Genomic DNA, 26,114 nt, shown 5'->3' with positions numbered 1-26,114 from the left:
AATAAAAAAGCTCGCTTGCGCGAGCTTTTTTATTGAACTGGAACTAAAAATTAACGCTGCAACAAATCATTAATTTCTGCCAGATCCGATTCTTTTAAAGTGCCGGCGGCGGATTTCAAACGCAGGCCATTCATGATGGTGTCATAACGTGCTTTAGCCAAGTTCTGACGTGTTGTATATAACTGTTGCTGTGCATTCAGCACATCAATATTAATACGTACGCCAACCTGATAGCCAAGCTTGTTTGAGTCGAGCGCGGATTGAGAAGAGATCTCTGCAGCTTCCAGAGCTTTGACTTGTGCCAATCCGCTATTAACGCCGAAGTAGGCTTGACGGGCTCCTTGTGCGGCTGTGCGGCGTACATTGTCGAGATCGCTTCTGGCTTTATCCTCTAAAGCAATTGATTCACGCACACGACTGTCTACAGCAAAGCCGGAGAACAAAGGAATGTTCCACTGAACACCGATAGCCGTCGGCTTTACAACACCGGTACCGGACAAGGAATTGCCGCCTGTTGAAGTGCGTCCTGTACTGGCAACTAAATCCAGGGTTGGCATGTGACCTGCGCGGTTTCTTGAGATATCACGCTGAGCGATTTCTAAGGCGACTTGTGAGGCGACTACGCCGTAGTTCTGCTTCTCCGCAGAGCCTACCCACTCCTCAATACGTTCCGGCTGAGGTGAGCTGAGTTTGACGCCTGGTTTCAGGCTGGACAAATCGCCCGCTTCTTTGCCGATAATTTGCTGAAGTGCTGCGCGCTTGATTTGCAAATCGCTCTGACCAGCAAATTCCTGAGCGATGATCAAGTCATAACGGGCTTGTGCTTCATGCGTATCCGTAATGGTTGACGTGCCGACTTCGAAATTGCGCTTTGCCGACGCCAGTTGTTCCGAGGTTGCGGACTTTTGAGCCTGTAAAGTCGCGAGTGTATCCTGTGCAGCCAGTACATCGAAATAAGCCTGACCTACTCTTACGATCAGGTCTTGCTGCGCCTGGGCAAATTGCGCATCACTTACGATGACAGATAATTTGCCTTGTTCATATTGCTGCCAGTTCGCCCAGCGAAATAAGGGCTGCGACAACGCCAAGGTGTACGTATTTGTGTAGCTCGTGCCCTTGCTGTCACGGCCCGCCAGATCTGACTCAAAATTACTGTTGGTACGAACATCGCTACCGCTCAATGCCACACTTGGCAAAATACCTGCACGGCCTTGTACAGATTTTTCTTTACCTGCCACTTGCGAAGCGCGGGCGCTACTGTATTGCGCATCATTGACTAAGGCATCTTTGTATATTTGCAGCAGATCGCTGGCGCTGGCATTGAGCGTCAGAAAAGCACTGGCAATCAGTGTGGCAATGATGGGATTACGCATGTAACACTCCAGAGAGTAGTAGTTAGTTAAATTTATGTTTGAGCTTGCTACGCTTTAAGCGTTTCAGACAGGTCAAACGTCTCAATCAATAAGTCGGCATTGCACTATCGACCAACTGTGCCCAGGCATGCACACCGCCAGTCAGGTTGATTACCTGGGTAAATCCCTGGCGCTCTAAAAAATGAGCGACCTGCATGCTGCGTGCTCCGTGGTGACAAATACAGACGATCGTAGAATCAGGATCAAGCTCTTGCTGTCGTCCCGGTATGCTCTGCATCGGCATCAGAACAACACCTGGGATATGACACGTTTCATACTCCCAAGGTTCCCTGACATCGAGCAAAACCGGAGGATTTTTTGAAGTATCCGCCAGCCAGCTTGCTAACTCGGGGGCAGTTAAATGTTGCATGACAATTTCCGCAATCGTTTAAAAAATGAAACGCGATACATGCTCAGACTGCGGCAAGGCTGGCACCACAGTTTCAAACAAGGTTGTCGCTTTAAAACTGGTATCAGATTCACGACGTATCAGTTGCGCTGCCATGACCGGTGCCTGTCCAGTGACGACAAATAAACGACCACCGATATTGAGCATATCCTGCAATACTTGCGGAACGATTTCGAGAGAGCCGCTGACGACGATGACGTCATAAGCCGCACCCTGCTGAGCGGTCAGCCCACTGGCTTGAATAATGCTGACATTCGAGACATCGTTATCACGTAAGTTCTTTGTGGCTGTTGCAATCAATTCAGGATTGGTTTCAGTCACTGTCACATGCTTCGCCTGATGCGCCAGCAGTGCTGCCAGATAACCTGTGCCAGCACCAATCAGCCAGACAGATTCTGATTTTTTTGATGCGACCTCCTGAACGATCCGTGCCTCCAGTTTGGGGCTTAATGCGAAAGCGCCGCCGGCCAAAGGTAACTCGGTATCAAAGAAGGCCAGACTTTTTTGACTCTCAGGAAAAAAGTTTTCGCGCTTGCAAACGATGAGTAAATTCAAGACATCCAGATCCAGGACATTCCATGGGCGGATTTGCTGTTCTATCATGTTGAAACGGGATTTTTCGATATTCATGGTATTTACTCTGTCGCAATATAGGTGGGGAACCCGCATTTTATCAAAGCGCAGCCCCCGATTAGAAGAATCCTTGTTTATTAGTTCAAATTGCCAGATCAAATTACTAGCTCAAATTACTAGCTCAAGAAGTCCATTTGTTTTTAAACCAGGTTCCCAAATCATCCAGATAGGTGTACATCACAGGAACCACCACCAGCGTCAGCAATGACGAGGTAATAATGCCGCCTATTACCGCCTGCCCCATCGGCGCACGTTGCTCGGAGCCCTCAGTCAAGGCAAATGCCAGTGGCACCATACCAAACACCATTGCCAGGGTTGTCATCAGAATAGGACGCAGACGGACATGAGCAGCCTCCAGCAGAGCCTCCATACGTTCCATTCCCTCTTTACGTGCCTGATTCGCAAAATCGACCAGCAAAATTGCGTTCTTGGTGACTAATCCCATCAGCATGATGAATCCGATGATAGAGAACATATTCAAGGTCGAACGGAAGAACATCAGCGCCAAAAATACGCCAATCAAGGTCATAGGCAAAGCCGACATAATCGCCACTGGTTGCAAGAAGCTGGCGAACTGAGATGCCAGGATCATGTAAATAAAGATGACTGCCAATGCCAGGGCAGATAAAGCATAACCAAAAGACTCCGCCATGTTTTTAGACGCGCCACCCATCTTGTAACGATAACCGGGTGGCCACTGCATGCTATCCAATACCTTTTTCACTTCAGCGCTTGCCTCACCGGCAGAGCGACCGACTACGTTCGCGGACAACTCCACCTCGCGATTAAGATCGCGCCGGTTAATCTGATTTGCCCCGGTGGATGCCTGAATATCGGCTACCTGACGCAGCGCGACCATTTTTGGAGAGCCGTCCGCATTCAACTGAGAACTACTCAGCATCAGTCGTGATAAATCATCCTGGTTGTTTCTGTCATTGGGCGACAAGCGGACTGAGACGTCATAATTTTCATCGTCCGGTGCACGCCATGTCGTTGCTGTCTCACCGGCTAGCAATGGTCGCAGAGCTGCACCGATTTGCGCAACGCCAATACCCAGATCGGCGCCCTGATCCCGCTTGGGACGTACAGAAATCGTCGGCTTCTGGGCTTTCAAGCTGGTATCAAGATCGACGACCCCCGGAATAGCGCGCATGCGTCGTTGCGCCTCTTCTGAAAGAGTAGCAAGTTGCCGTAAATCGGTTCCCAGTAAGCTCAGGCGCAATTGTTTATTGTCGCCACCGACACCATCCAACGCACCGATATGCGTGACCGTAATACCAGCAATTTGAGTCAAGCGATTACGTAAGGGAATCGACATCTGCGAAGTGCTGCGCACTCTGTCCTTGCGCGGTACCAGCCTGATGTAGGTGGTCACATAGTTCTTACCCTGTGCTGAGCCGGTGTTGACTGTGCTATAGGTATCTAATACTTCAGGAAACTCCTTCAGTACAGTCTCGACCTGATGCACTTTGGTTTCAGTCAATTCCAGCGAGGATCCTACTGGCGTATAAAAAGTCACACCGGTTTCAGAATAGTCAGCTTGAGGCACAAACTCTGATCCGATCAATCCTGTAGCAGGAATCATCAGGCCACCGACAAAAGTCAGTAGCGCAATCAATAAAGTCTTGATACGGTGTTTAAGCGACCAGCGCAACATACTCTGATAACCGCGCGAAAACCATTGCACACCGCGCTCAAATTGTTCCAGTACACGACCAATCGTGTGCGCATAAAACCCTTTTCGCGCTTGCCCTTCATGGCCGTGCGCATCGGGATCAGGCCAGATCGACGACAACGTAGGATCCAGCGTGAAGGACACAAACATCGAGATTAATACAGCCGCCGTCACCGTAATACCAAACTGGTGAAAGAAGCGTCCAATAATCCCGCCCATGAATCCGACTGGCAAAAAGACGGCCACAATCGAGAATGTCGTTGCCAGCACGGCGAGTCCGATTTCTGCAGTGCCTTCCAGCGCTGCCGTGTGATGATCCTTGAACTTGCCATTCACTTTCATGCCGGCATGACGGACGATATTTTCGCGTACCACAATCGCATCATCGATCAACAAACCAACGCACAGGGACAATGCCATCAGCGTAATCATATTGATGGTAAAACCGAACATGTCCATGAACAGGAAAGTTCCGATCAAAGCAACCGGTAAAGTCAGTCCGGTAATCACGGTGGACCGCCATGAATTCAAAAACAGAAACACAATCAGGATAGTCAGTGCAGCGCCTTCGATCAGCGTCCTGCGTACGTTTTCAACACCAACCCGTATTTGCCGTGAACCGTCTTTGATGATCTGTACCTTCACACCCGGATACAGGGCTTTGAGTTGCGGATCCAGATTCTTTAATGCCTCTGCCAGGCCATCGGCGACTTCAATCGTGTTCTGTCCCTGGGCTTTCAGGATATCAAGCGCCAGCGTACGTTCCCCGTTATACAGAGCCAGACTTTCCTGTTCTTCCTGACCGTCAACAATGGTGGCAACCTGAGATAAAAATACCGGCTGTCCACCACGTTTAGTCACAATAATGCGCCCAAAATCCGCAGGGTCTTTGACACGTCCCTGTATCTGGACAATTTTTTCGTTATCCAAAGAACGTATCGCACCTGTTGGTAACTCCTGGTTTTCATTCTTTACTGCGTTGATCACCTGATCGACACCCAAGCTCAGGGCTTCCATCTCATTCGGCTTGATATAAATCTTGATCTCACGTTTGACGCCACCAACTAGCGTGACGGAACCGACGCCTCGCACATTTTCAAGACGCTTTTTAACGATCTGATCACCGATCGTCGTCAGCTCTCGAAAACCGCGTTTTTTGATCTTGTCGTCATTCGTCACCGAAACAGAAAAGATGGGTTTGTCTGACGGGTCGTAACGCGTCACGCGCGGCTCTTTGACTTCTTTGCGGAATCCAGTTTTTACCAAAGCCACTTTTTCACGTACGTCTTGTGCTGCTTGCGCCGGATCAATAGTCAGATCAAATTCCATAATCACGACCGAACTACCTTCGTACGAACGCGATGTCAGTGCGCTGATACCATTGATGGTGTTCACCGCCTCTTCGACTTTGCGCGTGATATCGGACTCAATAGTCTCAGGTGATGCGCCCGGATAGTCGGTCTGAATCACGACAACGGGAAACGTGATATCGGGAAACTGATCGACCCGCAAGCGTTTATACGAAAACAAGCCCAGCACGACAAACGCCACCATCATCATGGTTGCGAGCACGGGGTTGCCGATACTGATACGAGTAAACCACATGATCTAGCCCTTGCTCACAGATGCTGGCGTTGCGGTTGGCCCTACCGTTGGAGTTGGAGCAGATGCAGATCCAGATGACGGTACTGCAAGTTTGACGTTTATTCCCGAACGCAGACTACCGAGATTGGCTTTGACAATTTGTGCGCCGATAGTCAAACCGGATAAGACTTCTGCCGCAGGCCCGGCAACACTATCGCCCTGCAAACCGATGCTGACACTTTTCTGTTGCAACACATTGTTCTCGATCGCGTAGACAAACGCTTTGCCCCCGTCATATTGCACCGCTGTTTGCGGGATCGTGAGGACATGGAGCTTTTTGTCAACAGCGAGTTGCGCTTCCGCGAACACACCCGCCTTTAAAAAACCATCCGGATTCGCAACCTGAATATACGACATGATGGAGCGAGAACCCGATTGAACCGCGGGATTGATGCGCGTCACTTTACCGACAATAATTGCGCTGACACCTTCTACCTTGAGGGCAACTTCCTGACCTAAGCGAATATTGGCGATGTCCTGACTGGGCACGGCGGCTTCCATTTCCAGTGTACGTAAATCGACGATATCAAGCAGGCGATTATCCGCAGAAACTTTTTCGCCAGGCTGTACGCTACGAGTGCTGATAACGCCAGCAATCGGCGCTTTGATCAGTGTATCGGCGAGTGCTTTTTGCGCGACAGAGAGTGCCCCTTTGGCGGAATCCACATTCGCTGCCGCAATGGCGTACTGGTTAGTCGCATTATCAAACGCGTTCTTGGAAATGAAATTTTTATCCAGCAGCGCTTTGTTGTTATCGCGTGTCTGTTTTGCAATTTCCAGTTGTCCCTGCGCCGCCAGCAATGCACCGCGCGCTTGTTCCAGACGCGCGTCGTACTCTGTCGTGTCCATCTTGATCAGCACTTGTCCCGCTTGTACTGTCTCACCTTCACGAACCAAAACTTCCCTCACCTCAGAAGCGACCCGTGCCTTAACAGCAGACTGATTCATCGCACGCAAGGCGCCAGATAAGGTCAGGTTTTTTTGTAGATCAGCAGTATTGGCCGTCGTAATATCGCTGGGTAAAAACTCCAATACTTGCAGTGTACTGACCGTAAGCGGTACTTTAGGCGCATCTGAAGATTTCTTCTTCATAACGACCACCGCGACGATAACAAGCACGATCACAATGACAATCCAAGTTCCGCGACGCTTCAACATAGAGATCCGATATATAAGTAATTATTTTTTTAATCTGCGCATTGGTGCGGCATGATTTACTTTTGAATTCTGCGTCTTTAATTGCTACTAATTCATTCTGATTCATACTATTTGATGCAGCTGTGCCAGCGAACTCACAATGTCATGCGGCGTTATCTGACAAGCAGGCCGTGCAAAGCCATATCAATGTAATGCTCCAGATAACTATCCAAATCCTTGTTAGGAATCTGGCACACGCTGTAGGAATGCTTCCACATCATCATCATAATCATCGGCGCAATCAAAATTTTTGCTCCGATTTCCGGATCTATCGTACGCATTTCGCCATTGGCAATACCTCGGCGCAGCATGCCAACGATCATCGCATCGCCCGTAGCAATCACTTCATCATGATAGAACTGCGCGAGGTCCGGAAAATTACTCGCCTCTGCCATCATTAGCTTGCTCAAGCCAGACAATTTAGTCTTACCCATGCGTTCCCACCATGTCGTCATGAATAAGCGAAACAAATCGGCGGTACTACCGGAAAAAGTCTGTATTAACTCACCTGCTTCATCGATCAACGGCAGCACATTTTCACGTACGACTGCTTTAAATAATTCTTCTTTGCTGCTGTAATACAAATACAAGGTTCCCTTAGACACGCCGGCTGCCCGCGCAACATCGTCCAGACGCGTCGCAGCGAAGCCACGTTCGACAAACAAGTCGAGGGCGGCTAAAAGTAGTTCTTGAGGGCGAGCATCCTTGCGGCGCTCCCAGCGTGGCTTAAATGGGCAGGACATCATAGAAGGGAAAATTAACTTACTTTTGAGTCAGTAATATAATCATCTATCCCGACAGCGTCAAGCAAAGCACGCCCTGCAACCCGGTACGGAGTCTGACAAAGGCCGGGTTCCGGCACAATCAGAATGCGACGAATGGACAAATTGACAGTCTGAAATGCAACAAACTGGCACAAAGTTATATCGGTCCCGATGCAAAAGCAGAGATAAACCCGATGTAAATCCGACATTGGTATGGCGGCGACAAGCAAGAAATAGCGTCAAAACGGGAGTTGCGTAAACAAACTCACCGGAAACTTCTAAAAATTTCTAAAGTGGAAAATCACATCGACAGAACTGATGCAACAACCAAGACCCCTCACCACAGCGATACGTAGACACGGAGACACGAAGACACAAAGAAAAGGCAGGAGTAGAGGAGTTAAACGGCTCCAAGAAATATCGATTTTAGGTTTTTTAGAAATTTCCGATATCGAATCCGCAGGCTGGACGAAGCTTTCAGAGGCATTTCAGGCTAGCAGGTCCATCCAGCCTGTGGATTCGTTTTAAAAATTTTCTAAAAAATCGGTAAACTTAACCACTCTCTAAGCAAGGCATCTTGGATGTGCGTCACTGTAACGAGACATTTTGGTTATCGAGTCAATATTGTGACAGTGTTACTGTAAGCGCGGAGCAATTAACGAAACCGCCTTGTAGTTTCCCTGACCACTAACTCCAAAGGTGGCAATTCTGTTGCAATTTTCTCGCCATGAATCAAGCCCATTAATGCCACGGTTGCGAGACGCCCCATGTCATATAAAGGCTGGTGTATGGTAGTCAAAGGCGGGGTTGTATACAGCGAGCCAGGTAAATCATCGAAGCCGACCAGAGAGATGTCATCCGGAACGCGAATACCTCTGCGATACAGGCTCAGGCGCACGCCATATGCAGTCAGGTCATTGGCCGCAAACACCGCGCTAAACTGCTGCTGGGACTCAAACAGACGATTCATCGCCATTAAGCCGCTAGCCTCATGAAAATCGCCCTCTACTACCAACAGTGGATCAAAGATCAGATTTGATTCAGTCAGTGCGCGCCGGTAGCCCGCCAGACGATCGGCTGCATCCACGTTATTCGAGGGTCCTGCCACGAATGCAATTCTGCGATGACCAAGCTCAATCAGGTGCCGTACAGCGAGATAAGCGCCATGCTCATTGTCTAGCTTGAAGCCAATCGCCGTCTTACTATTCAGCATGCGCCCTGTCGCTACAATCGGACGCTGATTCGCAAAACGCAGCACATCCTTATCTTCGATGCGGCCTGACAGCAGAATAATTCCATCGACTTTACGCGCCAGCAATAATTTGATCCGCTCGGTTTCTTCTTCCGCGTTCCAATGACCACTCACAATCACAGATGCAAATCCTGTTCCCTTGAGTCCATCATCAACGCCGCGCAAGGTCTCATCAAAAAACGGACTGGAAATATCCTGCACCACGATACCAATTGTCATGGAGCGGCCTTTTTTTAAACCTTGTGCGAGCTGATTCGGTTCGTAATGCATTTGTGCGATGGCCTTCTCTACCGCAGCTCTCTTGACCGCCGACACCTTCGCCGTACCATTCAAAATACGAGATACCGTGCTGGGCGAGACGCCAGCTTCTTTGGCGACATCTAGCAACGTGACCGGCATAGCGGCATTTTCTTCTTTGTTCAATTCTTTCCTCTCGCTTTTGAACATGGTAAGCAAACCATGGCGTACAGCTATATTTTTATATCATCAAAGCACCGACTTCCGCATCAGCCTTTACCAGCACCCGGCAACCTGCAATATGAGGCAGAACTAATCACTCAACTGATAAATCGCTAAAAAAACACTGGGCAAGAATAGCATAGGCATATCAGGAGCCGTCTCGTTTAACGATGTGTTTGCCACCAACACATTGGATCAAACAATGTCACGTGGTTTTTATTTTTTACTTGACACATTTTATTTGAAAACGTTTTCAAAATACAACAATATTTTAAATAACTAATCCTCCTATGAAAAACCTCCTTCTTCAGACTAATCTAGACCTATGCCCTAGGTAAATAATTTACAAAAATTGCCCCGTCATGATTGACACAAATGAAATTGAAGTGGTAAATTTCATTTGAAACTGAAAACGATTTCAAAATAAAAAATAAGCGGAGACAAGTAATGCAGCCTTACCACGCCATCGGGCATGTGGTCGCGAACTCATCGCGCGCCACCACCATCTTTTCTAACAGCGCGGAACTGAAGCGAGTCAGCTTTGTCACGTCGGTTAATTCTGAGAGCCTTGCCCAATGAACTCTGTGCCTACACCATCAGCCGGCAATACGCTGCATACCACGCCATCCACACGCCCCGGAAAATCCCCCCTGCTGTGGGTACCGACTGGTTATTTCACGATGGCGCTGACCTATATGACGCTGACCAGTGTCACTGCGATCATGTTCAAGAATCTAGGTATGGATAACGGCAAAGCAGCAGAATATGCAAGCTATCTAATTCTCGCGTACACGGTAAAACCTTTATTCGCACCATTTGTAGAAATGTACCGTACCAAGAAATTTTTTGTACTGTGCTCACAATTAGCCATCGGACTGGGCTTTGCGGGTGTTGCTCTGGCAATGGCACTACCAAACTATATGATGGTGATGATGATCGCCTTCTGGATACTCTCATTCGTCGGCGCTACACAAGATATTGCTCAGGATGGCGTATACGTCACCTCATTGGACAGCAAAACCCAATCACTGTATTGCGGCATTCAAAGTCTTAGCTGGAATATCGGCCCCATTATTGCCACCGGAGGTCTGGTCTATCTGAGCGGATGGCTGCATTCTCATTATTTTCACCATGACGCCACCATCTTTGGCTCAGACTGGATTGCATCCTGGCGCATTATATTTTTTATTGTTGCTGCTGTGACGCTTAGCATGGCGATCTGGCATCTGCGCGTCATGCCCGACGGTGCGCGTGCCGACAACGCGCCTGGATCAATCAAGGCTGCGTGGGAAATTCTCATCGATTCTTTTAAAACCTTTTTTCAAAAACGGGATGTCTGGCTAATGATCGCCTTTGCCTTTCTGTTCCGTCTAAGCATCGGATTTCTTGAAAAAATTGGTCCTTTTTTTATGGTGGATCCCATTAACAAAGGCGGGCTTGGTTTATCCAACGAATTACTCGGCATCATCTACGGCACCTATGGGCTGAGCGCCGTCTTATTGGGATCGCTGCTGGGTGGAATTTTTGTTGCCCGACGTGGCTTGCGGCCTACGCTGTTCATCCTCTGCTGCGCGGTCAATATCCCCAACATAACATTCCTTCTAATGAGCATCTATCAGCCAGACAATCTGATACTCATTAGTGCAGGTGTCGCCATTGAAAAATTCTTTTTCGGCTTCGGTTCAGTTGGCTTCATGATTTACCTAATGCAGCAACTCGCTCCTGGCAAATACACCACAACCCACTATGCGTTCGGTACAGGATTGATGGGGTTGTGCATGATGATCACTGGTACTGTCAGCGGTCACTTGCAACAGTCGCTTGGCTACGTAAATTACTTCGTGTTTGTCATGATTGCTACCATTCCGTCGTTTCTGGTGACCTGGAGAGCCCCATTCCATCATCAGGATACGGACACAAATGTCAGCGCATAGCCGAAATACAAAAATATTTTTTTAACCTTAAATGAAATCGTTTTCATAATTTATTAAAAAAACATGTAACACGACACCCCCTTTGAAATCCATTTTTATATTTATTTTTGACTGATAAGAATTGAACCATGTCTAAATTCCCGAACAACTTTACCTGGGGTGTTGCAACCAGTGCTTACCAAATTGAAGGTGCGGCAGCAGAAGATGGCCGCGGCCCGTCAATCTGGGATACCTTTACTAATACTCCGGGAAAAATTATCGACGGATCAACCGGCGATGTCGCCTGTGACCACTACCATCGCTATCAGGAAGACGTAGAACTGATCGCGTCCTTACATGTCAATGCGTACCGATTTTCGGTGTCTTGGTCACGGGTACAACCGAGCGGATCAGGCGAATGGAATGAGGCTGGTTTTCAATTTTATTCCAAATTACTCGATCAACTTATCGCAAAAAATATCCAGCCCCATCTGACGCTGTATCACTGGGATTTACCCCAAGCCCTGCAAGATCAAGGCGGATGGCTGAACCGCGATACAACACAACATTTTGCTCACTATGCAGCAGAAATTGCTCGTCGCTTCGGCGATCGTGTGGCCAGCATCGCTACCCATAATGAGCCATGGTGCACCTCAGTTCTTGGTCATGGCACGGGTCAATTCGCACCCGGCATGGCAGATCCCGTACTAGCGATTCAGGTGTCTCATCATCTGTTGCTGTCGCATGGCCTGGCATTGCAAGCCATGCGTGCTACCGGCACCAAAACTAAACTTGGTATCGTTTTGAATCAGTGGCCGGTCACCGCCGCTACCGACTCTGCCGAGGATCTCGCCAAAGCCAAACTCGAATACGCACAATCTGTGCAGTGGTATATGGACCCTATTTTCAAAGGCCATTATCCGGCACTAGCTTTGGCACATCTTGATCAATCGCTTTTACTCATTCATGAAAACGATTTCAAAAATATCCAGCAACCACTCGATTTTCTGGGGGTGAATTATTACACCCGTACCTTCATCAGTACCGAACACCCCCCACGCAAACCCGAGGGCAAATTAGGCTTTAGTGATATGGGATGGGAGACCTATCCCGATGGCTTAACCGATCTGCTGGTCGGTTTACATCAAGAATATACGTTACCTCCGGTGTACATCACTGAAAACGGTATCGCCGTTGCCGATCAGTTGAACAAGGATAGCGGTGGCATCGATGATCAGCAAAGAACCGACTATCTACGTCGACACCTTGACGCGTTGCAAGCAGCGATGCAGCAAGGGGTTGATGTACGCGGCTACTTCTACTGGAGTCTGATGGATAACTTCGAATGGAATTCTGGCTACGCCAAACGTTTTGGCATGGTCTATGTCGATTATGCGACGCAACAGCGCACTGTCAAAGGAAGCGGCATCTGGTATCGCCAGTTCATCGACTCGCACATGGCATTACATGCCACCCGTGAATATGCACAAAGTAAAACAGCTTAGCCAAAACAGGTAACAGCGCATGGCGACAGCAAAGGATGTAGTACAGCAGCAAGGAGTGCAGTAATAGGTGAGTAATTAGCAAATATCCGCCCGAAAAATGGCAGCTAAACGGTAGTTCCACCTGATTTTTTGCAGGATAAGAAGTAACAAGACTCAAGACAAATTGATCAACATGGTAATAACAGCGCCACGCACAGCAATAAGAAGTACGGGGCAGTAAAAATGGGAGCGAGAGAAGTATGAACACATCATAAAATGTACATCATCCAATCTAACAATAAACCAAACTCCATACGAGATTTTAGAGGACGACAAATGAACCACTTTAAAAAAACAACGATCGCACTGAGCCTCGCTCAAATTGCGTTTGTTTCCAGCGGCACTGCAACAGCTCAAACTGCACCTGCAGCCAACAATGAAAAAATCGATAGTATCGTTGTCAGCGCTACACGACGCGACACCATGCTACAAGAAACTCCGATGGCAATTACCGCCTTCACCCAAGAAACACTGGCGAATAACCAGGTCAAAGATCTGGCCTCACTGGTCGCGATGATCCCCAGTCTCAATGTAGAACAACATGGTGATTCAGGCGGTGTTCACGTCTACATGCGCGGCGTCGGCTCAGCCAACCATACCGAACTAGGTGATCCTGCCGTGGCTTTTTATATGGACGGTATCTATATGCCACGTCCTCAAGCAGCCACCGCATTAATGTACGATCTGAGTCGCGTTGAAGTTGCCCGCGGCCCACAAGGTACGCTGAACGGACGTAATTCAACCGCTGGTGCAGTCAGCCTGGTATCCGGTGCGCCGAGTACTGATAAAGTCTTTGGTTCAGCCAGTGTTACGGTGGGAGACTATCGTCATCTGCAAACACAAGCGATGATCAACATTCCTTTCAGTGACAGCGTGGCATTACGCCTCGCTGCGATCAAAGATTCGCATGACGGCTATGTCGATTTTCAGAAAGGTTCTAACGTTTTGCCTGGAGCAGCCAAATACGGTGCTGGTAATCAAGAAGGCGCACGCGCTTCTTTGCTCTGGAAAATCACGCCGGATCTGAAAGCCAGTTTCATTGCTGACTATTACAAAGACACCGGTGCTGGCAATATCTATCTGGCAGTCGAGCCAAGAGCGGGTCAGACATTGCGCTCTGCTCTGGTAGACACACCAGGAACACTCGATCAATCAATCATGTCATATAAAGGCAAGATATCATACAAGCTGAATGAAGCAACTGAGTTGCAATACATGGGTGGCTTTACCCGCTACCAACGTACCAATGCCAATGATGCCGACGCCGGTTTGTTCCCGGGATTTAAAGCAGAAAATCGTACTGACTGGTCCACATTTGACAGCACTTCACATGAATTCCAATTACGCTCCGATGACAACAGCGCATTCCAATGGTTAGGCGGTGTCTTCCTGTTCAACGAAAAAAATAAAATCCGTTTTGACATTGATCGTAGTCAGATCGCACCAGCCACATTGGCTCAAGATATTGCATCTGGTTCAGTTATTTTTGTACAACCTACCGTTGGTCAATACGCGTCGATGATGTCCTTCATCCAACCTGATCGCCAGCTTAAATCCAAAGCCGTCTTCGGTCAGATCAGTCAGGATTTGAATGACCAGCTGAAGTTAACCGCAGGTGCACGCTACACCAAAGACAGTAAATCTGATGTTGGTGGCCGTAACTGGGCATGTCCTGGCTGGCCTAGCCCAGGTGTTTATGGCACTACGCCATTGCCAAGTGACGCCTCTGCATATTCTCAGCTGGTCACACCGGGCGGCGGCCTTGTCAATACCCACAACGTCGGCCCCGGCGGTACCATCAATGCAGCAACATGTGGCCGTAACTATCAAGGCGAAAACGATGCATCGCTCGAGTATAGCCAGGCAACTTACCTCGCTCGCGGTGAATACAAACTGGCAAAAAATACCCTGCTGTTTGCCTCAGTAACTACCGGTTTCCACTCTCCGGCAATCGGTGATGGTGGTGCCACGACCAAGCCAGAAAAACTGACTAGCTATGAATTAGGCTTCAAAGCCGATTTGTTCGATCGTCAGCTATCCTTGAATATCGATGCGTTCATGATGAAGTACAAAGACAAACTCGAATCTCAGGTCGTTAACAATGTACTTGCCAACTTCAATGCAGCTGGCGCCACAGTCAAAGGTATAGAAGCAGAATGGGCATGGCGCCCGACCAACGTAGATCGCTTCACAGGCAACGCAACCTACCTGAATGCTGTCTATGACGACTTCATCTCTTGCGACACCGATGCAGCCCGCGCAAACGGACAATCCTGCGGCTCCACCGCACCGAATGTCAATGTTGGCGGCAGCACTATGAAGCATGCGCCGAAGTTTGCCACCACGGTGCAGTATGAACACGACTTCACCCTGGCTGGCGGTATGTTGACTCCACGCGCCTCCCTGCACTACGAAAGTATGTCCTTCGTCGGCAGCGGCGCATTTAACAACGAGGTACCAGGCCATCCAGGAGTAAAGAAACAAGAAGCTTACTCCACGCTCGACCTGAGTCTGCGTTACGCACCGTATAACAAAGCCTACACACTAGAAGCTTTCGTCACGAATGCTACAGATAAAGCCGTCAAACTGGACGTCGCTGATCTGTGCGGCGATCTGCCATGCCGTCCGGATCAACAACTGTTCGGCGCGTTCTACAACGCACCTCGCACTATGGGCGTTCGTGTTGCTTATAAGTTCTAAGTTTTAAGTTTCTGCACTGATGTAGCAAGCGCAGAATTGGCGTAGTCGTAGAAGTGCCGCACTGCGCTAATGTATGCAGTAGCGCAGTGCGGAAAGCAGTAGTTGTAAAGTAGTAGAAAGTGCAGTAAAAATGTTGTAGTTAGTCCGTTGCACCGGAATACAGTTTGAACGCCGTATTCCGCTAGTCATACCCACTCCTTGTGCCGCATTCGTGCGGCACTTTTTTGCCTATCACTTCCCTCACCGGGATCGGCAATGTATAGCGCGACACCCGCTTTTTAATCAGCACAAGGTTAGCGAAAAGTATCCGGTAAAATAACAGCGGATTCCGAAGATGCGCCCCCTCCAACGCCACTTTGAGTAAAAAATTAAGCGCTCACGGAAAGCAAACACAACCAATAAAAATTTCTGAAACAAGCATGAGCAAAGCAACCATCACTCCACTACTACATGAACTGCCGTGACAACTGCGGCGCCTGCTGCATTGCGCCTTCTATCTCCAGTCCGATTCCGGGTATGCCGCTTGGCAAGCCGGTTGTCAACTAAAGAGATGCTATGAACTGTCGCGACGACTGCGGAGCTTGCTGTATAGCCCCATCAATTAACAGCCCAATTCCTGGGATGCCAAAAGGGAAACCTGCGGGGGTGAGGTGCACCCAGCTCGGGGCCAACAACCTATGCCTCATCTTCGGCAAGCCGGAACGGCCGGCATTCTGCGGTGGACTACAGCCGTCGGCAGAAATGTGCGGAACTAGCCGTGAATACGCGATTCATTGGTTGTCCGCCTTAGAGACCGCGACCGCTCCCGCACAAAGCGGCGCTCACCCGGATACCACGGCTCCTATGGGGTGACCAGCGAAGAAAGGCACTCGTTTGGAAATCTCAATGCGATTTCCTTCCGGCAGGTTTAGCCAGAACCCATCGACTTCCTCAAAGAAGCGCGCAACTTCAGCATTCGACGGCCTATATTTTTCAAGGTAGTCGAGTCCATCTATGAGCGCGGCGCTGGTCAAATTGCCGCTCTTCAGTCTTGAGCGATTTTTCTTGAAATATGCCAGCACGGATTCCACCGCCCGACCATCTGCAGCGTCTCGTATTGCCCACATTGCATACCCTTTGTCCCGATACTCGGTACCGGAAATAGCTTCGGCAAATAGCAGTGTCTCATCACTGCCAGCGATATGCGCAATGGTCAATATCGCACAGCACTTGACATCCTGCATTGGATATTGAAGCTTGTCCTTCAACGCCGGAATGCTGGCTTTTGTTCCGCAGTCACGCAAGGCCAATACTGCCCAATATATGTCGTGCTTCTTATCTGATGTCTGAAGGACGTTGACGAAGTAAGCTTCATTCCAAACTAGACTCTTACGTCTGAAATGATGCTGAACAGCTTCTCGCGTATGTTCTGAAATAGGAAATGGCATATTGTGTATCTGGCGAGATTCTAATTTTGGTATTCCGAGTGAGGCTGCAATTTGTGTGGCGAAATCACAGCGCGTCAACGGTTCGAGTCGTCGATAATAGATATCTGATTAAACTACGATTTGACCATTAATCTTTTCAATAATTTCAAGTTCAGCTTGCTTGAGATGTCCATATAAAAGGTCAGCGCCAGCATTTGCAGATGCGTGCACGCTTCCACGCGTCGCATTGAACTTCTCTTGACCGGCAATTCCAAAGCAAATCGTAACCAAATGCTTTACACCTGCCGGGAGTATTGCTCCATGTTCCTTAAGATATGCGTGCAACTTTACTTCCGTTCTGCCAAAGTCCAACGCCATTTCATCGCAAGCATCATACCAATCCATATCCGGGTGGGAATAAGTTGGGACAATATCCCTATTTAGAGCGACCAGTGCGCTTGCTGCCTCAAATTCCTTCTGAAAAATAAATTCAGATTTCTTTAATTTCACCTTGTGACTGTCAGCAGTTTGAGACAAGTCGCTCTTGAATCTTTCAAGGTCCGTTGAGTATTTGGCCTTTTCTTTCTCCATTAGCCTGTCTGCCCAAACCTTGCCGAGCCAAGATGAAAAACCAAATAGCACCGCCGAAGCGCCCCCAAGTGACACAAGTATAGCGCCCCCAATTTGAATAACTTCTTGAATGGTCATGTTGTAACTCTCTCGGTGTTGAAAAGTGCATGGGGCAAGAAAAGCTGCGTGAATTTAGATTTCGCCTTTGAGACGCAATCTTTCCTCAAATTTATCGACACGCTTTTCGTTTGGCGCGTCAAATTCACCTTCGAAACGGGATGTAGTAGTCAACCTTCTCCAATATCCTCCCCCTTCGAATGGACCCGTCACTGGATGGAAAGGAGCATAGACATGGGTCCCTTCGAATACATCATCACCTAGCTCGTCAACAGCAACGACCGAACGGAACGGAATAAACCCAGAAATCTTGAGCCACCCCTTATTCTTCTCTGGCAGTGCATCCCACACACTGCGCGCTGCCGCCTCGAGCTCATCTTTTTCAGCATCATCGACTCGCCAAGGATGATAGCCAGGCATGGCGGTGACAGCGTCCGCTGCGTCCCATTCACCCGTCGCAGTATCAACGAACGCATAGTGCCATCGAATTCTCACCATCAGTCCAAGATGGGTAAGCTGTTCTGGTTGATACACCCACCACTTTGTTGGGCGCTTGCCTTTTTCGGCTCTTGGGTAATCTGACGCTGCTGGGTCACGTACCAGAATTTCTGCCGAGCTCATTGCTACAGTCTTGCTCAGCTTGCGCTTCATCGCAAGTTCAGCTCTCAGCTGCGTTGCTAACGTACGCCGCCTAACGACCAACGAAATACCAAAGTAAGCAAACAAGAGGTTATCGTTCTTCGGCTGAAATAACATATCCTCCAGTTCGCCGCGTCCCCAAATTTGCACCTCTGAAATTCCCTTGGCTCGGCACCAATCAAGGATGACGTCGCGTGTCTTCTTCGAGAAGTCGCAAGCTGCTGCGAAAATCAACCCATAAAGTGGTGCGTCGACTGGAAGAACAATTTCACCGAGATATGCCTTAGCCTTCGAAGGACCAATAACGCGTTCTCGTTTGCATTGAATTAACCACAATCTGTCTGGCGTTTCTGACTCAACCTCAGCGTCATCATCGGGCTCTACCGTAGGATTAGCATCAATCTGCCCGACAATTTCCAAAGCGCGGGCGTCGAATCCCTCGTCTGCACCCGAACGACCTGTGGCTTCTAGTCGCCTCCAAGGCCGAAAGTCATAGGTGACTTGACGAACGAGGTCTTCGAAGCGCTTGGGCTCTAGGTCCTGAAATGGCAATGGATTGGTTGTACGGGTCACAGTCGCGTTCATGGCATTTCCAAATTCAAGAGTCAGCGGGGTGGTCCGCACTCGCAGGCCTATTCAACATATACACCGTGCCTTGTGATACGAAAGGGCAATCTCTCGCACCTATGGCTCGTTTCATTTCAACGCACATGGTTTTTGGTCTATCACACATCTTGCAACATACGCTCTACGCGACCCAGTGCCTCCACCCACTCAGTTGCAATTAGGCTTCGCACTTCGTTTCCAATAGCCTGATGGCCATCATCATCGAACCATTGCTCACTGCGCATAGTTACACGGTCACGATAGCCTGAACCCTGCCCCCACTCATTGGAGCAGTTGAACCAATAATCTTTGTCTTTCTTCATCTCGTCATCGAAAAGCGATTCGCCAGAGAGCTGCATCTTCCGTAGAATCTGGTCGTACGCAGTATTGAGAACTTGCTCGCACTGAGAAATCAATGATTCAGCGCCAGTGAAATCTGGATTCGTTCGCAAATTCTCTGCAATTGCGACGAAATCGTTTACTTTCTTGCCAAGGGCTTGAGCGGCTAGGGTCCTAGCGCCGTGGCCGAGCTGGTAGCCATACTGCAAATGTGCCCAATCGCCTTGGCGTCGCACAGCGGCATGTACGGTACTTGGATGGACGCTATTGATTTCTTGCAGGAGACTACGCTGAACTTGGCGGTTGATAGCTGGCGCCTGCTTGTTTTGCGCAACCCAATGCTGCAACTGTGAGGCCGCGTCTCTTAGTATCGCCTGTGCTTGCTCCCTCTCCTGATTGGCGATGACCTGCTTCACATTCTGTACAATTTCTGCCAGTTCCGTGCTAAATCCCTGCCTAGTCTCAACCAATCGAGCCATTACAAATCGTACGAGCTTGTCTTTGGGGTCTTCAAGTGCATTAAAGAAACAGGAATGCATTCCATGAATACCTGTTGACTCCAAGGCCGTGACAACCTGCTCCTGCTTGAGCTCACACCCTTCTTCGACGGACTCAACCAATTCCGAGGTCGCGTCGTCTTTCATTTTGAGCGCCTCGCCTGGATGCGGGAGTACCAACAATGCGGCGCTTCGGTCAATTCTCCGTTGCCCAGCCTCCTTAGCACGAGTAAGCAACTGCCGCGCCTCTGTTCCAGGAGCATTATTGAATCTCGAGCACAATAGTGCTAGCGAGTGCGGGTCTTGAAGGTGCGCTTCCAAGTCTTGCCGTCCTACAGCCCTATCAATGCCTTTGGTGTCGATAAAGCGAATATTCAGGTCGGTGTTCGCAACCAATGGCAATGGCACTACCAATTCAATCCTACGAGGCAAACTAAAGTCGGGATGGCGGCCGTTGTTAATTTCCAAGAACATTTCGCGCAACCAAGCTAGCGGGGCCTTCCCACTCAAAGTGTCATACCATAAGGTTCTTGCATCTCGCCGGTGCAGTGCCATACGCGACAAGACTTCAACGCCGAAATCACGAGGTGCGGTGTATTCGGCTGCAAGGGCTTTCGCGTCGTCAGTCCGCAGGACTTTGCCGTCCGAACCCTTGTTCTTCCGAACACGCAGACCAGACAAGTTACGGATTGCCCGCTCAATCTCTTTTGAGACACCCTGCGATTCGCTCTCATCTTCGGAATTGGCAAGTTTGCCGTTCGCCGCGCGCCAAATGAATTCCGAAAAGTCCATTACATGCGCCCTCACCTCGTCCTCTGGGCATGGCTCAACAAGGAGGCCATAGCTTGGGCCGCTATAGATATGCACTTCACATACCGTAATCCCGCCTGCTCCGACTTCGAGCACAGTTTGTGGGGGACCATCTTCCGATGGCAGCTCAAGGCTCAAGGCGCGACAAATTGCAGTGCTTTTTCCGATTCCGATACTGCCAATGAGCGCTACGGTATGGTCTCGCTTCAAAATCAGAGTGGCGGTTGCCCGGATTTGCGTCAAGTATTCTTCAATTCGCTTTTGGAAGGATGCCTTTATGTCCCCCTCCACTAGGCCACGCAGCGCCACGCAGGCTTGGTCAGCTTCCCAAAGCAAGTCCTGCTCTGCATGATTCAATGGCGGGACAGGCAACTCACTCCAATCCCTGGCAAGGAATTCCGCAAACCGCGTAGCATCAGCTGTTCCAATTTCCCTCAGAAGTAAATCCAGCTCTTCGGGCGCAAGAGAGCGCTCTCCACTCTCGACACGTGAAAGGGATGGTGCACTCATGGTGACTCGACCGGCAAGGTCCGCCTGCTTGATTCCGGCGGCTTCACGCAAACGAGCAAGGTTCGGACCAATTTCATTTATAGATGGGCGAGCCATATATCCTCCTGTCAAATAATTTGAATTATTCTAGCAAGCTTTCTGAAAGCTTTCAACAACAATTCAAAACACGTTGCTTTTGGGAATATTATAAAAATATTAACTAACGAGAATTCAAGACTGATTCCGATACCTAAAGAAGTTCTGCAATCGGTAGGACTGGTTTAACTGGATGGTGGAAGAGTTCGGAGCGAAGGCAAAACACCCCCCAACCCACCATATGGCGAGTTAGAGGCGCATGCCTTGCGATTATGGACGTATGGAGCCAGCCCATCGCTTCAGGCGCATCTGTCACATTTCGGCGCAGATGCTCAATCGGACTTGGAGCGGCGAAATCCACCCCCGTCGCGCCTCCGACTGCTCCACCCGGCGCTGCGCCCACGACACCCGCTTGGCGCTTACTTCATGAACGCGGGGTTTCGAGCCCTCTCCTCCATGTATCGTATAGCACCCATTTTTATACGAACAAAATATGCATAGGCCAGGAACCACCGCTCAGCGGTGGGGCAAGCGGCTGCGACGCGCTGCCCCGACTGAAGCTCCCGCCCCAAGCGGGACGAAGTCGGTGGGGGAGCCACCGAGCGTACAGGGCGTTCAGCCCGTGTGAGCGCCCACTCGAACGAGCTTGATGGGGGCGCAGCCCCGCCCCGGACGCTTCGCGGCAGGGAAAGGTCCGGGGCGTCGCCAGACATGGTCGTCCAGCCCATCCCGGAAGCGGGGCTCCTATCGCGCATTGGAGGGGGATTGGACCTTTCCCTGCCGCGAAGCGGGAGGAGGGGCGCTCGTTGTTCCGCCGTGACGGGGCACTAGCCCCGTAGGGAGTGGCGCTGCGTCCAGCAGCGGAAAGCGAACGGTAGGTGCATTTGGACCCTTTGTCCCTTGGGCTAGCACCAAGCGTATAAAAAGCAGTGCTCTATACCTACAAGAGCACATGGGTGTGCTCACCTTAACGGAGAAGCAAATGACCAATATCGAGCGCGTTCTGCGCAATGAAATCTACACTACAGAGGAACCGACTCAGGAAGCGCCAACGCGACTTGACAACCGCCTCGTACAAGAAACCAATCGCAGCCAAATCCTGCTTTATCTTTCCCGATTTGGCTGGCTAACATGCCGCATGTTGGCAGACTTGGTCTGGCAACATGCCGCCCAGCCAATCACAATGGCGCGCCGCACACTGGCGCCCATGGTAGAGGAGAAATTGGTCTTCACACGCCAACTGTCCAAAGGTGGCGCAGCATACTTCCTCTCCGCCAAAGGAGCAGGCTTACTACGCCTTGAAGGCTTCGATGCACAAAGCGGATACACACTTTCTGTGGCAAACCCTATTCATCGCGCCTGCTCAAATTGGTTCCTCATCCGAGCCATAAAGAAAGGTCTGGTTGTTTATACCGAACACGAGATTGCAACTGGCCGCGCGCCGCGCAAGGTCGTGAATGACAAGTTGCCGGATGGCTTGATTGTGGCCGACAACGGCCAGTGCATCTGGGTTGAGTGCGAATACTCCCAGAAGTCGCGCTCAGAACGCCATCGTGTCGTCGGGTTCGCGAAGGCTGCGCTTGGGCGAAGTGAGCGTATTGAGCTGGGTCCTGACCTATATCTGGCACGTCTCGCTATCGTCGGGAGCAACCAGCACGCGCTGCGGTGGATGGCTCAGTCAGTTGACGATACGCGCCGATATGGCGGGATGACGGAAAGCCAGCTCGCCGAGGTTGACGTTTGCCTTTTGACCCTGACGGACAGCCTCGTTCCCGGCGATGTTTTTGATGGGAACCTCTATTGAGACATTCTTCGTCCCGTGGGCTAACACTGGTGAAATCACCGCTCAGGCGCTGCATGAGCGGTGATTTTTCAACTAAAAGATGAAAAAGCTATCGCATCCCGGAACTTCCTTCGGAGCCTCGACGAGCGGAAGCGTAATGCTGATGTCCTCGTTTCGAAACTCTGCCACGGCATGGTTTTCGGGCCAGACGCGCACATTACGTAGGACTCGTATCAAAGTCTGATGCAGCAATTCGCGCTCTACGACAAAGGCATCAGTCGAATCTCGAACGGCCTTAAGCGCCTCGAAGACGTAAACATCGACATCTTCTGTCCAGACATGAGTAACCGGGTCATTGACGATGATAGCCAGCTCTTGCAGCGTTCTCCGAAGAGAGTGCCTTTCACTTTCCAGCGCACGGATGCGCTCAGCAATTGCTTGCGAACCTCCAGTCAGTTCAATATTGCGCACCAAATTTCCAAGGGATTTTTGTGACCGAGATTCAGCGACTCGAACTAGCTCCATTTCCTCGCTCGCACGCTGCTTCGCCGTGCCGGCAACTACTTCACTTGCCACGCACTCAATTAGCGGTGGCAGCAACAAGTCCTCAAGCCGCCTGGCATTCCAGTTAGGACACTTGGACAGCCCGCGGTCTCGGTCCGAACAAACGTAGAGCGCATATCCCTCGCTGTTCCTCTTCCCATTTTTCGATTTTCGCGCCAATGTCGCGCCACAATGGCCGCAATGCAGAATGCCTTGAAATACATTTCGATAGCCCGAATCGCGGCGCTTGGGCAAATTGCGACGCCGTTCGGCCGATGCGCTTGCAGCGTCAAAGACCTCAAGCGAAATGATGGCAGGGTAATATCCTTCCCAAATTTCTCCCGTTGGACGGCGGCCATTCGCCTCTTTCACTTGCGGCTCCAATTCACCAAGAACCCGCCGATTGTGAATGAGCTTATTTGGTAGGGTCTTGTGCCATGTGTTAGCACGTCCTGGCACCGGCCATTTTTCGCGATTTGCGATACGAGCAATCGCCGTGGCACCAAAGCCACGTGCTGTCAGTTCAAATACCCTTCGAACGCTGGTGGCCTTTTCCGGCACTACTTCCCAGCCAGTCCTTTCTACGTTTGGACGCAACCAACCTGGCCCCTGCCCGAACGCAAACGAACACTTCATTTTGCGCTTTTGCTCGTGAGCTTCTTTCACGCGGTCAGATTTGGTAATCGACTCTTCGTTAGCATGCACAAAAGCAAGAACTGCCATAATGAGATTCATGGGATTCCTAATGGCCTCCTGGTCAAAAACCGAGCCATCACAAAGAGTCACCACTTTAATTCCGAGCCGAACGATGGAAGAGAGCAGTGCGACGGCCTCGTCGGCGTGACTACGCGAAAGCCTATCAAGATTTTCTACTAAGAGGTAGGAACCCCGTGGGATTTTTCCCGTTTCAACCGCTTCGATGAACGCCGCCAATTGTCCCTTAGTCACATTGCTGCGGTCGAATGCGGAAACGCCCAAATCCTCATACGACTTTTCCACCAATTTCAGGCCGTGCTCAGCCGCATAGTGTCTGCTACGCTCAAGCTGCCTGCGCTGGCTGTCGCCGCCGCCCTGCCGTTTCGTCGAGAATCGAATATAAGAAAATGCAAGAATTTCGCGCAATACCTCGGGTGTATACTTTGCACCATCGCAAATAGCTTTAGTTTCCATGTGTGATTTCCTGATTAAGAATGACATCAGAATTAAGCGAAACGGTTTTATCCTTGCCAATTTGATAAAAATCCACCCATCGCTCAGATGTCATCTCTTAAGGTACTGTCCGGCAAGCCGGCCGGCGTACGCTGCATCCAACTCGCGGATGATCATCGCTGTAAAATTTTCGGCCAGCCGGAACGCCCTGCATGTTGTAGTGGATTGCAGGCATCGCAAGAAATGTGCGGCGAAACGCGGGAGCAGGCCCTGATATGGATTGCTGATCTGGAGCGGATTACCGCGGTCGGATAATATATTTTTTGAAAATTCTACTCAATCTTTATTCAATCGCCTAATGACACCAACGCTAAGCACCATCATTCTGTACGCCAGAGACATGCAAAAAACTGCAGCGTTTTATCAGACGTTTTTTGGGTTCGTCACTACCGGCCTTGTTGTCGAAGGATTGATTGAATTGCGGGCTGCTGATCACGGCGCGGGTATATTGATTCATCAGGCAGCCAAGAGTGTCAAACTGGGACAAGCTGCCGTAAAACTGATGTTCGACGTCGCGGATATCGAAAGTTTTAAAAGACTAAGTGCGGAACGTGGTTTGATTTTTGGCAGCACACACCAAGCTAAGGGCTACGCCTTTGCCAACGCCAAAGATCCGGACGGCAATTCCGTTGCGATCTCTAGCCGGGCTTTCCGTGAAAATACGTAGAACTCAGTTCTTCAATAGGAACACTGATACGTCCTGTTGCAGAGCTATTCCGGTCGGTGGATCTTGAAGTCCAGCCATTATTCTGGTCATCGTCATTTATCCCTACTGTCTCGCGAGCACCTTTAACCGATACCACATTTATCGCCACTGACTTCTATGCAAAATTATCTGATACCAAGCACCTATATCGATTTCAACGATCCGGATGTGTCGGCACTGGCAGCTACATTCGCCAAGGGCACGTCATCACAACAGGATGGGGTTCAGCGGTGTTTTGAATTCGTGAGGGATGAGATCAAACACAGTGTTGACTTCATGCGCAATCCAGTCACATGCAAGGCGTCTGAGGTATTACGACATGGCACCGGCTACTGCTATGCAAAAAGTCATCTTCTCGCCGCCCTGTTACGTGCAAATGGCATCGCCGCCGGGTTGTGCTATCAGCGATTATCCGTAAGCGGACAAGGCGCGCCATTTTGTCTACACGGATTGAACGCCGTCTATCTTGAGGAGTTCGGCTGGTACCGTATCGATGCGCGCGGCAATAAGCCGGGCGTCAGCGCACAATTTTCGCCCCCGGTTGAGGCACTGGCATTCCCTATTCTCGATGCGCAGGAGAGAGACCTGCCGGAAATCTGGGCGGAACCCTTACCAATAGTTATCGCTACACTCAAAAAATATAGCCGCGTTGAAGACGTGTTATGCGATTTGCCGGATGTCCAGGTCTTTCAGTAAGTGCGG

General features: G+C 50.0%; 20 protein-coding genes. 8 read left to right on the top strand and 12 right to left on the bottom strand.

Annotation, left to right across the window (positions count from 1 at the left end; genetic code table 11):
- Positions 1–50: 50 nt before the first annotated feature.
- The 7 genes from ACO0LE_RS12905 to ACO0LE_RS12875 form a co-directional block, all read right to left on the bottom strand.
- Positions 51–1,373: a TolC family outer membrane protein gene (locus ACO0LE_RS12905; RefSeq protein ID WP_422960759.1), complete on the bottom strand. Its 1,323-nt coding sequence runs from the start codon at positions 1,371–1,373 to the stop codon at positions 51–53.
- 85 nt (positions 1,374–1,458) lie between these two features.
- Complete coding sequence (locus tag ACO0LE_RS12900; protein WP_422960758.1) at positions 1,459–1,782, bottom strand: rhodanese-like domain-containing protein; 324 nt, start codon at positions 1,780–1,782, stop codon at positions 1,459–1,461.
- An 18-nt stretch (positions 1,783–1,800) separates the two neighbouring features.
- Positions 1,801–2,451 carry a protein-L-isoaspartate O-methyltransferase family protein gene (locus tag ACO0LE_RS12895; RefSeq protein ID WP_422960757.1) on the bottom strand — a complete coding sequence of 217 codons (651 nt, stop codon included), beginning with the start codon at positions 2,449–2,451 and terminating at the stop codon, positions 1,801–1,803.
- A 124-nt stretch (positions 2,452–2,575) separates the two neighbouring features.
- Positions 2,576–5,734 carry an efflux RND transporter permease subunit gene (locus ACO0LE_RS12890; RefSeq protein ID WP_422960756.1) on the bottom strand — a complete coding sequence of 1,053 codons (3,159 nt, stop codon included), beginning with the start codon at positions 5,732–5,734 and terminating at the stop codon, positions 2,576–2,578.
- 3 nt (positions 5,735–5,737) lie between these two features.
- Positions 5,738–6,931: an efflux RND transporter periplasmic adaptor subunit gene (locus tag ACO0LE_RS12885; RefSeq protein ID WP_422960755.1), complete on the bottom strand. Its 1,194-nt coding sequence runs from the start codon at positions 6,929–6,931 to the stop codon at positions 5,738–5,740.
- Positions 6,932–7,083: 152 nt separating this feature from the next.
- Positions 7,084–7,713 (bottom strand): TetR/AcrR family transcriptional regulator, encoded by a 630-nt coding sequence (locus tag ACO0LE_RS12880; protein WP_422960754.1) that lies wholly within the window; start codon positions 7,711–7,713, stop codon positions 7,084–7,086.
- 676 nt (positions 7,714–8,389) lie between these two features.
- Positions 8,390–9,409, bottom strand: coding sequence for a LacI family DNA-binding transcriptional regulator (locus ACO0LE_RS12875; RefSeq protein ID WP_422960753.1), 1,020 nt, complete (start codon positions 9,407–9,409; stop codon positions 8,390–8,392).
- Positions 9,410–10,125: 716 nt separating this feature from the next.
- On the opposite strand from ACO0LE_RS12875, the gene ACO0LE_RS12870 reads away from it, so the two are divergent.
- The 4 genes from ACO0LE_RS12870 to ACO0LE_RS12855 all read left to right on the top strand — a co-directional run bounded on the left by ACO0LE_RS12870 (position 10,126) and on the right by ACO0LE_RS12855 (position 16,454).
- Positions 10,126–11,379 (top strand): MFS transporter, encoded by a 1,254-nt coding sequence (locus ACO0LE_RS12870; RefSeq protein ID WP_422960817.1) that lies wholly within the window; start codon positions 10,126–10,128, stop codon positions 11,377–11,379.
- Between the two features lie 128 nt (positions 11,380–11,507).
- Entirely contained in the window at positions 11,508–12,863 is a 1,356-nt protein-coding gene (locus ACO0LE_RS12865) for a GH1 family beta-glucosidase (protein ID WP_422960752.1), read from the top strand.
- Positions 12,864–13,178: 315 nt separating this feature from the next.
- Positions 13,179–15,602, top strand: a complete 2,424-nt coding sequence (locus ACO0LE_RS12860) for a TonB-dependent receptor (protein WP_422960751.1) — start codon at positions 13,179–13,181, stop codon at positions 15,600–15,602.
- A 555-nt stretch (positions 15,603–16,157) separates the two neighbouring features.
- Positions 16,158–16,454 carry a YkgJ family cysteine cluster protein gene (locus ACO0LE_RS12855; RefSeq protein WP_422960750.1) on the top strand — a complete coding sequence of 99 codons (297 nt, stop codon included), beginning with the start codon at positions 16,158–16,160 and terminating at the stop codon, positions 16,452–16,454.
- Here ACO0LE_RS12855 and ACO0LE_RS12850 read toward each other — a convergent pair.
- The 4 genes from ACO0LE_RS12850 to ACO0LE_RS12835 form a co-directional block, all read right to left on the bottom strand.
- Positions 16,424–17,029: a hypothetical protein gene (locus ACO0LE_RS12850; protein WP_422960749.1), complete on the bottom strand. Its 606-nt coding sequence runs from the start codon at positions 17,027–17,029 to the stop codon at positions 16,424–16,426. The genes ACO0LE_RS12855 and ACO0LE_RS12850 overlap by 31 nt on opposite strands.
- A 108-nt stretch (positions 17,030–17,137) precedes the next feature.
- Positions 17,138–17,716: a hypothetical protein gene (locus ACO0LE_RS12845; protein WP_422960748.1), complete on the bottom strand. Its 579-nt coding sequence runs from the start codon at positions 17,714–17,716 to the stop codon at positions 17,138–17,140.
- Positions 17,717–17,770: 54 nt separating this feature from the next.
- Entirely contained in the window at positions 17,771–18,919 is a 1,149-nt protein-coding gene (locus ACO0LE_RS12840) for a hypothetical protein (RefSeq protein WP_422960747.1), read from the bottom strand.
- A 140-nt stretch (positions 18,920–19,059) separates the two neighbouring features.
- Complete coding sequence (locus ACO0LE_RS12835) at positions 19,060–21,192, bottom strand: helix-turn-helix domain-containing protein (RefSeq protein ID WP_422960746.1); 2,133 nt, start codon at positions 21,190–21,192, stop codon at positions 19,060–19,062.
- Positions 21,193–22,153: 961 nt separating this feature from the next.
- On the opposite strand from ACO0LE_RS12835, the gene ACO0LE_RS12830 reads away from it, so the two are divergent.
- A complete protein-coding gene (locus ACO0LE_RS12830) occupies positions 22,154–22,975 on the top strand; it encodes a hypothetical protein (RefSeq protein ID WP_422960745.1) in 822 nt (273 codons plus the stop codon).
- Between the two features lie 72 nt (positions 22,976–23,047).
- On the opposite strand, the gene ACO0LE_RS12825 is transcribed toward ACO0LE_RS12830, so the two are convergent.
- Positions 23,048–24,667, bottom strand: coding sequence for a recombinase family protein (locus tag ACO0LE_RS12825; RefSeq protein WP_422960744.1), 1,620 nt, complete (start codon positions 24,665–24,667; stop codon positions 23,048–23,050).
- Between the two features lie 87 nt (positions 24,668–24,754).
- Here ACO0LE_RS12825 and ACO0LE_RS12820 point away from each other — a divergent pair, with 87 nt between their 5' ends.
- From ACO0LE_RS12820 to ACO0LE_RS12810, 3 genes are all read left to right on the top strand, one after another.
- Positions 24,755–24,961: a Fe-S-cluster oxidoreductase gene (locus ACO0LE_RS12820; RefSeq protein ID WP_422960743.1), complete on the top strand. Its 207-nt coding sequence runs from the start codon at positions 24,755–24,757 to the stop codon at positions 24,959–24,961.
- A 43-nt stretch (positions 24,962–25,004) separates the two neighbouring features.
- The gene (locus ACO0LE_RS12815) at positions 25,005–25,373 is read left to right on the top strand and encodes a VOC family protein (RefSeq protein ID WP_422960742.1); all 369 of its coding nucleotides are present in this window, start codon (positions 25,005–25,007) and stop codon (positions 25,371–25,373) included.
- Positions 25,374–25,529: 156 nt separating this feature from the next.
- A complete protein-coding gene (locus tag ACO0LE_RS12810; RefSeq protein WP_422960741.1) occupies positions 25,530–26,108 on the top strand; it encodes a transglutaminase-like domain-containing protein in 579 nt (192 codons plus the stop codon).
- Positions 26,109–26,114: the final 6 nt, after the last annotated feature.

This window comes from Undibacterium sp. Xuan67W, assembly GCF_049340165.1.
Lineage (GTDB): Bacteria > Pseudomonadota > Gammaproteobacteria > Burkholderiales > Burkholderiaceae_D > Undibacterium.
Note: the sequence above shows the minus strand (reverse complement) of the source record. Positions and strands in the feature narration are given on the sequence as shown.